Source organism: Flavobacterium sp. FG19, from assembly GCF_057809475.1.
The window spans coordinates 129,566-146,260 of sequence record NZ_JBMDKA010000005.1 but is presented as its reverse complement, the minus strand read 5'-3'; the positions used below and the strand labels follow the sequence as shown (position 1 = coordinate 146,260).

Below are 16,695 nucleotides of genomic sequence, written 5' to 3'. Positions count from 1 at the left end.
AATATAACGTTGGGTTAACGCCTTATTAACGTAAAAGAATAAATGATTATAGTTATTTGAGAAATATTAAAAATAATTATACATGCCAACAAAAAACAAAGAAGTAACCACAATGAAAATAGCATCCAAGTTTATCTTTTATTTAGGAATTTCATTTCTTTCGATTACAAGTAGCGCACAGCAAAAAGTGCATCAATATGTTGACCCAATGATTGGTTCAGAAGGAGTAGGCAGGGTTTTTATTGGCCCTTCTTGTCCTTACGGAATGGTAAAACCAAGTCCGGATTGTACCGTTAGCCCAAACAGTGGATGGCTTCCAATGCCTAAAGAAGTAACAGGATTCAGTCAGGTACACGTGAGCGGAACCGGCGGAGGCCCAAAATATGGAAACATCTCCATTATGCCTTTTTCTGGAGCTTTAGACAAAATGGATCAAACTTCTTTCAGAGCAGAAGAAAATGTAAAACTGGGCTATTATGAAACGGTTTTCAAAGAAAACAACATTAAAACCGAAATCACAACAGGAGAAAAAGTTTCATTTTACAGAATAACCTATCCAAAAAATAAATCAAAAGAATTAAAAATTGATCCAGGATTTTTCCTTGGAGAAGAAAAAATTCCTGATGCCAGAGAAGCCCAGCAGTTTGTAGGTTCTCAAATCGAAATTGTTTCAGATACAGAAGTAAGAGGTTACAGCCGAATCAGAGGAGGATGGAATAACGGACGTGCTTATACCGTTTATTTCTGGGCCGTTTTCGATCAGCCGATTGCAAAGTATGTCACTTTTAAAGACGGAAAATTTTACAACAATCAAAAAGCACAATTTGATTCGGGAAAGAAAACTGGAGCGTTGCTTTCTTTTGGAAACTCCGGAAAAGAAGAATTAAATGTCAAAATTGGAATTTCCTTTTTAAGTGAATTAAAAGCGAAGAATAATATAGAAATCGAAATCCCGCATTGGAATTTCAACACCGTTTTAGCCACTTTAGAAAATAAATGGGAAGATTTATTAAGCCGAATCAAATTATCAGATGATACTTCAGTAGAATACAGAAAAATGTTCTACACTGGTTTGTACCACACGATGATTATGCCGGTTGACAGAACAGGAGAAAATCCGTTATGGACAAATGACGAACCGTATTATGATGATTTTTATACGATTTGGGACACCTTTAGAACGTCAAGTCCGTTAATTACATTGATTGACAGTAAACGAAAAGTAGATATTATCAACGCCATGCTGAATATCTACAAACGCGAAGGATACATGCCTGAAGGCAGAAGCGGAAACGATAACGGAAGAACGCAGGGCGGATCTAACGCTGAGGTTGTAATTGCCGATGCTTTTGTGAAAAATTTAAAAGGAATCGATTATGAATTGGCTTTACAAGCCATGATTAAAGATGCTACAGTACCTCCGGGAGGAAATGAAGAAAGAGAAGGAAGAGGCGGACTTTTAGATTATCTGAAATTAGGTTACGTTCCTTACGGCACAGACCGCGCTGGAAACCGAACTATTGATTATTCATATAACGATTATAATATTGCGACTGTAGCAAAAGGTTTAGGTAAAACAGATTTGTACAATCAATACATGAAACAGGCCGAAAACTGGCAAAACTTATGGCGTCCAGATTATGAAAATAATGGAGCAAAAGGTTTCATTATGCCAAAAGACAAAGACGGAAACTGGCTGGATGATGTCGTTTTTGGCGAATCCAAAATTCAGAAACCAACTTTCAAATATACGCCGGTTATTATCGAATCGCCTTGGTATGTCTGCCATTGGTGCGTGTTTTTCTACGAAGGAACTTCCTGGGAATATTCATTTAGTTTACCACACGATATTCCGGAACTGGTAAAAAAATCTGGCGGAGAAAAAGCATTCGAAAACCGATTGGATATTTTCTTTGACAATGATTTATTTAATGTGGCCAACGAACCTTCGTTCCTGACGCCTTGTTTGTATCACTGGATCGGAAAACCATATTTAAGCAGTGACAGAATCAGAACGATTATTAAGAATAATTTCAATACATCGAGAGAAGGACTTCCGGGTAACGACGATTCAGGAGCAATGTCTTCGTGGCTGGCTTTCCACATGATGGGATTGTATCCAAATGCCGGACAGCCTTATTATCTTATCAATACACCTTTGATTAAGGAAACCGTGGTAAAATTAGAAAATGGTAAAAGTTTTAAAATCACTACCAAAAAGATGAGTGATAAAAACAAATACATTAAAACCGCTTTGTTAAACGGAAAACCATATAATAAAGCATGGATTTTACACGAAGATATTACTAACGGAGGAGAACTGATTTTAGAAATGGATTCGAAACCTTCAGCTTGGGGAACCACAATTTTACCACCGGCAAAATAAAAATGATGAGTAAGATGAAAAATATATTTTTAGTTATTCTTTTCTGCGCCTTTTATCAAACCACAATAGCACAGAATTACATTCCGACATTAAAAAATAATACCCAATTGCATTATGTCTGCAAACTGCACGGACAAACAAGAACTTTACAGCTTACGGCCGAAACGTCAAACAATGCATTGGCTTTTAAACTAGAAACCAGAGGAGTGAAAAGTAAAATCGTAATGCTTCCTGAAGCCGTAAAAAACGGAACGGAATTAAGTTTTAATCAGGGAGAATATGCACCAGTTTTAAATTTAAAACCAACCGAAACGTTTTTTATGATTTCGCAGTCGGCTTATCAGGATTTGGTTAAAAACAATTCCTTTGCGTATAATAACACGACTTATGTTCTGGATAAAAGTGAAGATAAAAACGGTGTTTCTATTGATGGAAAAACAATCGAAACATTCCATATAAAGGCGCAAATAGACGAAACCGAAATGTGGATTGCAAAAAATCCCGAGTTTCCTTTAATCTGTAAAATCATCAAAAACCCGCTGGGAATTAATCCGACCCTGGTAAAAGTAGTGGATTAATCAATCAGGTTAGATTTTTAAACACATAGAAACATAGATTACAATGCTTGTTAAAGGCGTTTCACTTGCATAAATTCACATAGTCTATGTGTTAGAAACTAGTTTCTTTTTTGTTTTCTTTTTTAGACAATCAAAAACTATGTCTCTATGTGTTTAAAATAATTGAACTCAAAGCATTCACAAATAAAGAAGAGAAAGAATCGTAAATTAAAGAAATTTCACATTTTCAGCATAAATTGATAATTTCCAAAGAATAGATAGAATTCGTGGTAGATTATAAAAAGTTGTTTTTAAATTTACAGGAATTACACTTATAACTTATACTATTTTAAATTATGAAACTATCTATCGTAACCTCTTTTCTTTTTTGCTGTGTTTGTTTTGGACAGAATAATACAGATAACAGTCTGTATATGAAGTCGGATAAAATAACTTATTTGTCAGATATTGGCTCAGATTCAGGGGATTTATATAAAACAATCGGACATCACGGCCCGGCGGTTGAAAACGAATGGATGGCATTGCGAATTTATTTCAGTGATAAAGTAGCAATCGACGTTTATTCTAAAGCAAAACCAGGTTTAGAATTAAGAAAAGCCAATTGGTATCCAACACCAGAACAGCAAAAAGAAGGCTGGGGAGCGGATTATTATAAAGTGGCATCAACTGTTGGTTTGGGAGGAGTAAAACTTTGGGACGGAGATAAATTAGTGCCTTTAAATCCGGTAACCAATCGTTTGGCAAGAGTTGGAAAAACAGATACGACTTCCTGGATGGAAATGATTTCAAGAGGTGTGCCTTACAAAGGAAAAAAAGTAGATATTTTAGTTCGCGTAACGGTATTTTCTGGTAAAAGAGAAGCAAAAGTAGAAGCGGTTTCTTTAACTGGAGAAAAAGTACAATTTGCAACGGGAGTGAACTACTTTAAAGATTGTGCAACGAAAAAAGGAGCAAATTACATTGCAGTTTGGGGAAAACATCCGGAAGACGTTGCCGCAGAAATTGTTGAAGTAGGAGGAGCGATTAAATACAATCCAAAAGATTTTGAGAAAAATACAGACGACGGAACGCAGTATTTATTAATCTCAAAACCAGCAAAAAATATCGAGACAACCATTTTATCTTCATGTGCAAGAGAAACAGAATTAAACACTTTAGATAAATTGGAAGCATACATTAAAAAATAATTGAATTATCCTTTAAGAAAGGACGCGGATTGAACAGATATACTTCGTAAAGACGCGGATAAAAACGGATAATCTATTTATATTTTTAAAAAGATTAATAAAAATCCGTTTTTATCTGCGTCTTCGCGTTAGCGAATCTGTTTAATCCGCGTCTGATTTTACAGGTTTTCTATTTTCAAAAAAAGGACAAATAACGGATAATCATAAAAATAAAAACAAAATACATGTTTAGAATATCGGCTATATTAGTACTACTACTTTCTTTATATTCCTGTAAATCACAGCAGACTACGAAAAAAGAAGTTCAGATTGCTTTTATAGCCGATGCTCATTTACAAGACATTTTTGCCAAATTTGAAGACAGCGATTATAAAGGAATTCCAAATCCGGTAACGGGTGAATATGCCAATATACGAACCATGAATTCGCAGTTGCATTCGACCCGAATTTTCAATGAAAATTATTTTGCCTTTTTAGAAGCCTTAAATGATATTGTTAAAAGAGGCATTAAACAAGTAGTGCTTCCAGGCGATTTCAGCGACGATGGACAGCCTGTTCACGTACGAGGATTGCGAAAAATACTCAATGAATATTCTCAAAAATACGGACTTTCATTTTATGTCACTACAGGAAATCATGACGTGGTAAGACCCTTTGCACAAGATGCCATTAAAACCGATTTTCTCGGAAAAGACGGAAAAGAGCAGATTATCAGTAGTTCTGCAAACAACTTCAACAAAAATAAAAGCGAACTAGAACCGATAATTACTGCTGATATAAAAAACTGGGGTTACAAAGAAACCATAAACGAAATGCGTGATTTTGGTTTTTTTCCAAAGAAAACCGATTTGTATTGGGAAACGCCTTTTTCGAATTACAATTATGATAATTATAATTTCGAAGAAGCTCAAAAAGAATCAGTTTTAGAAAAAAGAACGTATCTAATAAAAAATACTAATTTGCATCTGCCTGATGCCAGTTATTTGGTGGAACCCATCAAAGGAATCTGGCTTTTGGCGATAGATGCAAATGCGTATGTTCCGAATGAAAAATTATCAGGAGAAGCCAATAATCCACATGATTTTTCAGGAGCGAACACCGGTTATAATAACGTTCTGATTTATAAAAAACATCTTTTAAATTGGATAAAAAAGGTTTCCGCGGAAGCGAAACAAAAAGGAAAAGTACTCATTGCTTTCAGTCATTATCCGATGGTTGATTTTAATGATGATGCTTCGCCTGAATTAAAACAGCTTTTCGGCGCCAATAAAATGCAATTGCAAAGAGTGCCCGATGAAGAAGTGGCAAAACAATTTGCAGATGCCGGAATTCAAATTCATTTTGGCGGACACATGCACATCAACGATACAGGCGTTAGAACGTCGGCAAAAGGAAATACGCTGTTTAATATCCAGGCGCCTTCGCTTGCCGCATATATACCGGCTTATAAAATATTGACCGTTCATTCTGATTCTGATTTTGAAGTGGAAACAGTTGTGATTGGTAAAGTCAATAAATTCAATAGTTTATTTCCTTTTTATGAAGAAGAATATGCTCATTTAAAAGAAATTAAAAGCAAAGACATTTGGAATAAAGAAATCCTGAAAGCCAAAGATTATGAAGAGTTTACCAATTGGCATTTAAAAGAATTAGTGCGTTTGCGTTTTTTACCGGAAGATTTTCCAGTTGATTTTTTAAACTCAATTGAGAATCTTTCAGGAAAGGATTTATTGTTGCTGAATACGAATAAAACTGAAATTGATTCTGTTTTGAAATCCAATTCTTTCACGATTTCCGATTTCGATTTGTGGATAGGATTTGATATGATTTTCGATTTTTATCGCTTAAAAAGTGCCGATGAACTGGCTTTTTCAAAAATTGGAAAGAAAAGATTAAAACAATACGAACTGATATGCAGTCAGTTAAAAAAAACAAATAATCCAAAAATGGTTTTATGGGCTGAAATATTCCTGAAGACCATGAACGGTGAGCCTTCCGATCATTTTAAAATTGATTTGAAAAATAACAGGATTGATAATTTATCTGTTAAATAATTTTGATATTTATTAAATCAAAAAGATTAAATTGCATTTATAATTTATTTCCATGAGACTAAAATCCCTTTTATTATTCTTGTTTTCTGCCCTTTTTTATTATTCTAACGCACAGAATATAAAATTTGCGCATTATAACGATAATAACGGATTGTCTCATAATTCGGTACGCCATATTGTGCAGGATAAAAAGGGTTTCATGTGGTTTGGAACGTTTTCGGGATTGAATCGTTTTGACGGTTATCAGTTCAAAAACTACATGAGTTCTACGCCTGGAAAAAATAGATTGTACAACGACGACATTACAGCTTTGGAACTGGACGAAAAAGCGAATCAGTTATGGATTGGAACCCGAAAAGGACTGACACTTTTCCAGATGGATACGCATGTTTTTACTACTTTTTTCCATAAAAAAGACGATCCAAACAGCCTTCCTGATGATGAAGTAAGATCGGTTTATGTCGATAAATTCAAAAGAGTTTGGGTAGGAACCAAAACAAAAGGAATGTATCTTTTCTTTTTGCAGGAAAACCGATTTGAAAAAGTAGATCTAAAAGGTTTCGATTATGTAAAAGAAATTTTTGAAGATAAAAAAGGCAATATCTGGGTTGGAAGTTATGAAAAATCGGGTGTTGCCAAAATCACTCTGGATGCAAAAGGAGCGATTGTCAGAATTAACAATTACACGCTTTCTGTTCCCAATTCGAATATAAAAAATCCCTATCTGAATTTTATTTATGAAGATGCAAAATCGGATATTTTTCTTGGAACTCGTGAAGGACTATATAAACTCGACAAAGCCAGCAATCAATTTGTTAATCTGTATATTGAAAACAAACAAGTTAGAGGTGCTTTAGGGCCTTATTTTCTCTCAGTCGCACAAGCTCCTGACGGAAAATACTGGGTTGGGACTATAGGCGGATTATTGGTCTGTGATAAACTAGAAGACATTCAAAACGGAAATTACAAATGGTATTATTCGATTTTATCCGATGATACTTCGCTTGTCGATAATTTAATTTCGGCACTTTATTTTGATAAATCCGGCGTATTATGGATTGGAACTGAAGACGGTTTGGACAAATACGATCCTTACGAAAATCAGTTTACTTTAAACAAAGATATTTCGCGTTCAATAGGCAATCAAGCTCCTAGAATTAGAGGTTTTGCTAAAACGTATGATGAAAAAGTAATTGTAGCCACTTACCACAACGGACTTTTTATTTCGAATACAAAAGGTTCAACGCCTTTGCATAATACAGGAAAAGACATTGCGAGTATTTATTCTGATGATGGAAAGATTTTTTACTGCGGTCTTTGGGACGGGAATATTTTGGTGTACAATTACGCTACAAATTCTTCAAGGGAAATTAAAGCTGGATTCGAAAAATCGCCTGTTTTTGCTTTCAGAAAAATTTCAGACGATAAAATGATTGTAGGTTCATTTGGAGAAGGAGCCGTAATTTTGAATACTAAAACACTTCAGGTAGAAAATTCAAGTAAACTTTTACCTAGTTTTCAGATCAATGCGATAGAAAGAGACGCTAAAAATAACGTTTGGTTTGCAACCGAAACGGGAGTGGTGAAATACAATATCAGTTCAGGAAAAATAGAAACCTATTCGTCGCTTTTTATCAAAGAAAAAGGAGTGCCTCATGACGAGAATGTAAGTGATGTTTTGGTAGATGTAAAAGGCAAAATCTGGGCTTCAACGCGTTTCGGATTGTGTTTGTTTAATCCGAAAAAGAACGAATTTGAGCCTGTAAAAAATCTGAAAGAACTTTCAGGAAAATGGATTACTGATATTTTATCTGATGCAAACGGAAATCTTTGGCTGAATATCAACAACAATAATATTGCTTTTGTAAAATCTAATCTAAAAGATATTAGTATTTACCATGTAAACAGTGGAAACAGGCTGGACGTTTTTAGTTCAAGTGGTTTCTTTTATTTCAACAATTCTAATATTTTTCTAGGAGGTAAAAACGGAATTATTTCTTTTTCGCCACCGGCAATGAAAAGAAACAATTGGTCGCCGTTGCCTGTGATTTCTGAGTTTAAGATTCAGAACGAAGAGGTATTTCCGGAAATGGAAATTAATGGAGAAATTCCGCTTTCAAAAGATCTGAATTACGGTAAAGAAATAGAACTGTCTTATAAAAACCGTAATTTTTCTCTTCAGTTTTCGGCTCCGTCTTTTGCCAATGAAAAACTGAATAAGTTTCAGTACATGCTGGAAGGTTTTGATAAAAATTGGATTACGGCCAACAGTACTTCCAGAATTATACAATATACCAACCTTTATCCTGGGAATTATACTTTTAAAATCAGATCCAGCAACAGCGATGGCTATTGGAGTAAAACGGTTTCTTATAAAATAAAAATACAACCTCCATTTTGGTTAACACCGACTTCCTTTTTGATGTTTTTTGCCATTTTGTTTGGAATTTTCTATTTCATCAGAAAAGAAATCAAAAACCGTATTCGTTTAAAACAAGAACTGCTTACGGAGAAAGTAAATAGAGAACACGATGTGAAACTGAACAATGAAAAACTCCGTTTTTTTACGAATATTTCACATGAATTAAGAACGCCTTTAACTTTGATTTTAGGACCTGCCAAACAGCTTTTAGACGAAAACAGCAATGCAACCGATTATGAAAAAAGCCGTTACAATTTAATCTATCAAAATGCCAGCAGATTGCTGAATCTGGTGAATCAGGTTTTGGATTTTAGAAAAGCACAATCAGGGGAACTGAAACTGAAAGTGACCAAAACGGATATTCTGCCTTATTCTAAAAACATTTTCGATTCGTTTAAAGAAATGGCATATAATAAAAAGATTAAGCTCAATTTTATTACCGAAGATGATGAAATAAACGGCTGGCTGGACAATGATAAATACGATAAGATTTTGTACAATTTGTTATCGAATGCCTTAAAGTTTACCAACAAAAACGGAAACGTTGATTTGTATGTAAGGCTGAAAGATACTGTTGAAGATATTCTGGTAATCGAAGTGACCGATGACGGAATCGGAATTCCGTTAAAAAGTCAGGAGAAAATTTTTAAACGATTCTATCAGGCGACCAACAGTAAAGCGAATAATACGGGATCGGGAATTGGTTTGTCTTTGGTAAAATCTTTGGTGGCGATTCATAAAGGAACTATTGCTGTAGAAAGTACGCCAGGAAAAGGAAGTACGTTTAGAGTCGAAATTCCTATTGACCGTGATTCTTACGAGCATAAAGAGGTATTCGAATATGCGCTTAAAAATGATAATTTGAGTATGCTGATTCCTGAAAAGCAGGCTAAGAAAATCATTCAGAATACGGATCTTAAAGAGAAAATATTAGTAATTGAAGACAATAATGAACTTAGAAAATATCTGGTGGATTATTTGTCTGATTATTACAAAGTGTATGAGGCAGAAAATGGAATGGAAGGTCTAAAAATCTGCCGACAAATTAAACCAATCTTATGCGTTACCGATGTCATGATGCCGGTTATGGACGGACTGGAATTTTGCCGTGAACTTAAAAATGATGAATTCATCAGTCATATTCCGGTTGTCATGCTGACGGCTCTTTCTGAAAACATGGACAAAGTAAAAGGCTACGACACAGGAGCTGACGGTTATTTGGTAAAACCTTTTGAGCCTTTATTGCTTAAAACGGTTATTGAAAATATGATCAAATCGAGATTAGAACTGAAACAGAAATTCTCAGGAGAAGTAGAAAGCAAAGTTAGCATGCTGACACATTCTCCAATCGATGAAGAGTTTATGGAAAAAGTGACTAATCTAATCAACGATAATCTAAGTGAAGTGGATCTTTCAACTGATTTTCTGTGTGATAAACTGGGAGTGAGTTCCTCGAAATTATACAGAAAAATCAAAGAATTAACGGATTTGGCTCCAAACGAATTCATCAGAACAATTCGATTGAAAAAATCAGCAGAACTGCTTAAAACCAAGAAATACAATGTTTCGGAAGTAACAAATTTGGTTGGGTTTAATGATCCGCTGTATTTTAGTAGATGTTTTAAAAAGCAGTTTGGTTTTCCACCTAGTAAAATTATTAATTAGTTTTTTTCCCCACAGATTAAGGAGATCATAAAAGATTTTTTTTCGCCACTAATTACGCCAATTTTCGCGAATTATTTTGATAAACATAGCCCGTGGTTTCAACCACGGGAACACAACGTATATCGACAATGTATATTCATAAATCTAATTTTTCTCAGGATGTTCCGCGATGTCCCTGTGGTTGAAACCACAGGCTATATTTGAAATACAAATTTATAATCTTATCGTTTCTGCAGTCACCATTAGAATATAGCCCGTGGTTTCAACCACGGGAACGCAACGTATATTGACAATGCATATCCATAATCTATTTTTTCTGGCAATGTCTCCCTGTGGTTGAAACCACAGGCTATATTTATCATTGTCAGGCACAACAATTCACAAAATTTTACAATCCAGCTCTGAAAGAGCCAAAAGCATCAAAGTAGTGCACCGCACTACGGAAGAATAGAATACACGACATGCAATTCAGCCCTGAAAGGGCGAAAGCATATTCTCAGTATTGAGTTGTTATATACGCACAGTTGCGCTTTCACCCTTTCAGGGTGTTATTCATTATCATCATAATGCGTAGTGCGTTGCACTACTTTGGTGTTTTTGGACTTTCAGTCCAATTTAAAGTTTAGCCATTTCTTTTGGTTTTACATGTAAAAATCCTACAATAATCAAATTTATCCATGTTTTTGATGTATTAATCCATTTTGAACAGAGTATGTAATTCTATTTTTGTGTTGTAACTTTTAACTATTAACCATTATGAAAAAGCATATAGACACAGACAATCCGTTGAAAAATTTAGATGAGTGGGAAGATGATTTGTTAATGCGCTATCCTGATCCTTCTGAAGAAAATGAAGAGGTAAAAGAAAAGCAGAAAGAAGAATTCAGAAATTATGTCGATTCGGAAAGAGTAGAAACGGTTAAAGAGTTTTACAGGATCAACCACACCTATCAAACTTATGACTTTGTATGCAGTAAAGAACAAGAATTTCTGCAATTTAATAGAAAAGAAATGTCAATCTGGGAAGCTGTTGAGTTTTTGAACACACTTGTAGACGACAGTGACCCAGATATTGACTTAGATCAGACACAGCACCTTTTACAGACTTCAGAAGCCATTCGCGCAGACGGTCATCCGGATTGGTTTGTACTGACAGGTTTTATTCACGATTTAGGTAAAGTTTTATGTTTGTTTGGAGAACCGCAATGGGCTGTGGTTGGAGATACATTTCCGGTTGGATGTGCGTATTCGGATAAAATTGTGTATTCAGAATTTTTTAAAGAAAATCCGGATTATACCGATGAGAGATTTAATACCAAACTAGGAATCTACACCCAAAACTGCGGACTGGATAAGGTAAAAATGAGTTGGGGACATGACGAATATTTGTATCAGATTATGAAAGATTATCTGCCAGATCCGGCTTTGTATATGATTCGTTACCATTCTTTTTACTCTCAGCATAAAGAAAATGCGTATGCCCATTTAATGAATGAAAAAGACATCGAAATGTTTGACTGGGTAAGAAAGTTTAATCCGTATGATTTGTACACCAAAGCGCCAGTTAAACCAGATGTAAAAGCATTGCTTCCTTATTATAAAGAATTAGTTGCTAAATATTTGCCAGAAAAATTGAAGTTTTAAAAGTTTATTTAAACACATAGAAACATAGATTTTGTTTATCTAAAAAAAGAAAACAAAAAGAAACTAGTTTCTAACACATAGTTTACTATGTGTATTGATGTAAATGAAATGCCTTTCAACAGTTACAAAAACTATGTTTCTATGTGTTTAAAAAAAATATCATCTAGCTATCTAAAACCAAAATAATGCAGAAAACCAAAATATTTTTTATAAGCCTTTTACTGCTTTTCACGGCGGGTATTTTGGCTCAGGAAAAAGACCGCAACGATTGGGAAAATCCTCAGGTATTTCAAATTAACAGAGAACCGGCACGCGCCGCTTTTCTTCCTTATGCAGATGAAACTTCTGCCATAATGGATAAATATGAAAATTCTCCATGGTATTTTTCTTTAAACGGAACGTGGAAATTTTCCTGGTCGCCAACGCCAGATGAGCGCCCAAAAGATTTTTACAAGACAGATTTCAGTACGTTGCATTGGAAAGACCTTCAAGTGCCTTCCAATTGGGAATTAAACGGATATGGTGTGCCAATTTATACCAATATTACATATCCATTTGAGAAAAATCCGCCTTTCATTAATCATTGGGATAATCCTGTCGGGTCTTATAAAAGAGATTTTGTACTGCCTGAAAACTGGAAAAACCGACATGTTTTTCTTCATTTTGAAGCAGGAACATCAGCGATGTACATTTGGGTAAACGGAGAAAAAGTAGGGTATACTGAAAATACCAAAAGTCCGGCTGAATTTGATATTTCTAAATATTTAAAACCGGGAAAAAACAACCTGGCTGTAGAAGTGTACAGATGGAGCGACGGTTCGTATTTGGAAGATCAGGATATGTGGAGGCTTTCCGGAATTGACAGAAATGTGTATTTGTACAGCACGGAAGATGTTCGTATTTCAGATTTCTTTGCAAAACCGGATTTAGATGCGAAGTATAAAAACGGAAGTTTAAATGTTGATGTGAGTTTGAAAAATCTGACTTCAAAAGCAATAAATAATCAAAAGCTGGTGGCAAAATTGGTTGATGCTTCTGGTAAAAACGTTTTCAGTAAAGAGTTTAATGTCAATTTTGAAGCTTCAAAAATTCAGAATGTTACTTTTTCTCAGGCTGTTTCAAGTCCGAAATTATGGAGCAGTGAAACACCGAATTTATATACTTTATTACTGACTTTAAAGAATCAAAAAGGAGAAATTGTAGAAACCGTTTCAACACAAATCGGATTCAGAAAAGTCGAATTAAAAGGCGGAAAATTATTGGTAAATGGTGTCCGATTGATGGTTCATGGCGTAAATATTCACGAACATAATCCTGTAACCGGACATTATCAGGATGAGGCTACGATGATGAAAGACATCAAAATGATGAAACAGCTGAATATTAATTCCGTTCGCTGCAGTCATTATCCGAACAATATTTTATGGGTAAAACTATGTAATAAATACGGTTTGTTTTTGGTTGATGAAGCCAATATCGAAAGCCATGGAATGGGAGTAGAAGGGCAACCTCTAATCTGGATGAATCCAAAAACAAATCCAGGACATCTTCCAGAATGGAGAGAGGCACATTTAGACCGAATTTACAGTTTGGTAGAGAGAGATAAAAATATGCCATCGGTCATTATTTGGTCATTAGGAAATGAAAGCGCTAACGGCCCTGTTTTCCACGAAGCATACAAATGGATCAAAAAGAGAGACAATTCTCGTTTGGTTCAGTTTGAACAAGCTAAAGAAAACGAAAACACAGATATTGTTTGTCCAATGTATCCAACAATTGAATACATGAAAGAATATGCGGCAAGAAAAGAAGTGAGTCGTCCGTATATCATGTGTGAGTATTCGCATGCAATGGGAAACAGCAGCGGTAATTTTCAGGAATATTGGGATATTATTCGCGGAAGCAAAAATATGCAGGGTGGTTTTATTTGGGATTGGGTAGATCAGGGATTTTACGGAGTTGATGAAGCGGGTCGTAAATACTGGACTTACGGAGGCGATATGGGAAGCCAGAATTACCTGAACGATGAAAATTTCTGTCATAACGGATTAGTTTATCCAGACAGAACACCGCATCCTGGAGCATTTGAAGTGAAAAAAGTATATCAGAATATTTTATTCAAAGCAGTAGATATCAAAAATGGTGTAATCGAAATTAATAATGATTTCGGATTCACAAACCTGAATAAATACAACTTTAGATATGAAGTTCTGGAAAATGGTAAAGTAATCAAAGAAGGAACAATCAATGTTGCTTTGGATCCAAAAACAAAAAAACAGTTTAAGCTTGATTTACCAAAATTGGAATCGAAAGAAGGAACAGAATATTTACTGAATGTTTTTGCTAACACAAAAGAAGGTTCAGAATTATTGCCTAAAAACTTTGAAATTGCCAAAGAACAATTTGTAATTGAAGACAGTAAATATTTCGAAAAATCTGAAAAAGTAAATGCTGCAAAAGTTCAGGATGAAAAAGACCAGTTTGTACTGACTTCAGATAATGTTACAGTTAAAATCAGCAAGTCAACGGGATTGATTTCGTATTATAGTTTGAAAGGCGAAGAATATTTCAAACAATATCCGGAACCGAATTTCTGGAGAGCACCAACCGATAATGATATCGGAAATAAAATGCAGATTAGAACTAATGTTTGGAGAACGGCTGGAAAAAATACTTCTCTGGAAAGCATCCAGCAGACAGAAGAAAACGGCAAAAAATATATCGTTGCGAAATTAAAACTAAATGATGTTGCTTCTGATTATACCATCAAATATGCACTGGGAAATAATGGAGATTTAGAAATACAGGTTGCTTATAAAAAAGGAGCAAATCCAGTTCCAGAGTTACCGCGTTTCGGAATGATTTTTACTTTAAAAAATAGCTTAGAAAATCTGGATTATTACGGAAGAGGCCCTTTAGAAAATTATCCGGATAGAAAAACAGCATCTTTCAAAGGAATTTATACTAGTAAAGTTGCAGACCAATATGTGCCTTATACACGCCCACAAGAAAATGGATACAAGACGGATATACGCTGGTTTAAATTGTCAAGCAATTCAGGAAATGGCTTGGAAATAAAAGGTCTGCAACCTTTAGGTATAAGTACTTTGAATAATTATCCGAGTGATTTTGACGGAGGAATTTCTAAAAAGAACATCCATTCCAGCGACATCACTCCAAGAAACGAAGTAGTAGTTTGTGTCGATTTAACCCAACGCGGATTAGGGGGAGACAACAGTTGGGGATTACCACCACACGAACAATATGTATTAACAAAAAGCGAATACAACTACGGATTTGTCATTAAACCACTTTAACTTAAATAAGTTCAGTTTCCAGTCTCGGTTTTCAGTAACAATTAAAACTGAAAACTGAGAATGAGGCTGAAAACAAAAAAAAACTATCAACCGACCACTGAATATTAAAAAAATGAGTAACCCTACAAATGGAAGACTAATCTCTTTAGATGTGCTTCGCGGATTTGTTATGTTTTGGATTATGAGCGGTGAGCATATTATTCATGCTCTGGCCAAAGCAGCGCCAATTCCTGTTTTTATCTGGATGTCTTCGCAACTGCATCATGCGGAATGGAATGGAATTACATTTTATGACATGATTTTTCCTGTCTTTCTATTTGTTGCCGGAGTTTCTATGCCTTTCTCTTTCGAAAAGAAAATGAGTTTGGCAGGAGTAAAAACACCACAGGATTTGCCTTCAACCGAGAAACGTAAAATCTATTTATCCATGTTGAAAAGAACCTGTATTTTACTGGTTTTAGGATTTATAGTAAACGGATTGCTTCGATTTGATGGTTTTGATCATACTCGTTTTGCAAGCGTTTTAGGCCGAATCGGATTGGCTTGGTTTTTTGCCGGGATCATCTATTTGAATTTTGATTTTAAAAAACAACTGATTTGGTTCTTCGGAATTTTGATTGGCTATTACATTGCCATGAAATGGATCCCTGTTCCCGATTTTGGAGCAGGAGTTTTAACCAAAGAAGGTTCACTGGAAGGCTACATTGATCGTCTGTTTTTGCCAGGAAGATTGCATAGTACAGTATATGATCCCGAAGGAATATTTTCGACTATTCCTGCTATTGCAACCGCTTTATTAGGCGTTTTTATTGGAACATTTTTAAAAGCAAAATGTCCTTTTTCCATAAAAGTAAAATTGCTTTTAATGACATTGGCAGCAGTACTTTTAATTATTACAGGTTTAATCTGGGATATTAGTTTTCCAATCAACAAACATTTATGGACGAGTTCTTTTGCTTGTTTTGTTGGCGGATTCAGTATTTTATTTTTTGTTTTTTTCTATGTAATAATTGATTTATTGGGCTTTAAAAAATGGGCATTTCCATTGATTTTAATCGGTTCCAATTCTATTTTGATCTATATCGCTGCAGAAGGTTCTGTAGATTTTAAACATACCGCAGATTATGTTTTTGGCGGATTGATACAATATACATCGATTGTTTGGCAACCTTTTTTTACAGCTTTGTCAGTAACCGTCGTACAGCTTTTGTTACTCTATTTTTTATATAAAAAGAAATGGTTTCTCAAGATTTAGAAAACTAATATTTTTTGAAACACATAGAAACATAGAGATTTATGACATATTGAAATCAAAAAGAGAATAATAAGAAACTAGTTTCTAACATAGCTATGTGAATTTATTTCAAATGAAATGCCTTTATGGAGTTTCTAAAGCTATGTTTCTATGTGTTTAAAATTATTAAGCTCTATTTTTAAAAATA

At 34.7% G+C, this 16,695-nt stretch carries 8 protein-coding genes; all 8 read left to right on the top strand.

Going from position 1 to position 16,695, the window contains the following annotated elements:
* The first annotated feature begins 82 nt into the window (after positions 1–82).
* Positions 83–2,386, top strand: coding sequence for a GH92 family glycosyl hydrolase (locus tag ACODST_RS07355; protein WP_488931467.1), 2,304 nt, complete (start codon positions 83–85; stop codon positions 2,384–2,386).
* Between the two features lie 14 nt (positions 2,387–2,400).
* Entirely contained in the window at positions 2,401–2,964 is a 564-nt protein-coding gene (locus ACODST_RS07350) for a hypothetical protein (protein WP_488931466.1), read from the top strand.
* Between the two features lie 335 nt (positions 2,965–3,299).
* On the top strand, positions 3,300–4,151 hold the full coding sequence (locus ACODST_RS07345) for a DUF4861 family protein (RefSeq protein WP_488931465.1): 852 nt from the start codon (positions 3,300–3,302) through the stop codon (positions 4,149–4,151).
* Between the two features lie 224 nt (positions 4,152–4,375).
* Positions 4,376–6,205, top strand: coding sequence for a metallophosphoesterase (locus ACODST_RS07340; RefSeq protein ID WP_488931464.1), 1,830 nt, complete (start codon positions 4,376–4,378; stop codon positions 6,203–6,205).
* A gap of 52 nt (positions 6,206–6,257) precedes the next feature.
* Positions 6,258–10,292: a hybrid sensor histidine kinase/response regulator transcription factor gene (locus tag ACODST_RS07335; RefSeq protein WP_488931463.1), complete on the top strand. Its 4,035-nt coding sequence runs from the start codon at positions 6,258–6,260 to the stop codon at positions 10,290–10,292.
* Positions 10,293–11,048: 756 nt separating this feature from the next.
* The gene (locus tag ACODST_RS07330) at positions 11,049–11,936 is read left to right on the top strand and encodes an inositol oxygenase family protein (protein ID WP_091493158.1); all 888 of its coding nucleotides are present in this window, start codon (positions 11,049–11,051) and stop codon (positions 11,934–11,936) included.
* Positions 11,937–12,121: 185 nt separating this feature from the next.
* Positions 12,122–15,253, top strand: coding sequence for a beta-galactosidase, LacZ type (lacZ, locus tag ACODST_RS07325; protein WP_488931462.1), 3,132 nt, complete (start codon positions 12,122–12,124; stop codon positions 15,251–15,253).
* A gap of 112 nt (positions 15,254–15,365) precedes the next feature.
* A complete protein-coding gene (locus tag ACODST_RS07320) occupies positions 15,366–16,508 on the top strand; it encodes an acyltransferase family protein (protein WP_488931461.1) in 1,143 nt (380 codons plus the stop codon).
* Positions 16,509–16,695: the final 187 nt, after the last annotated feature.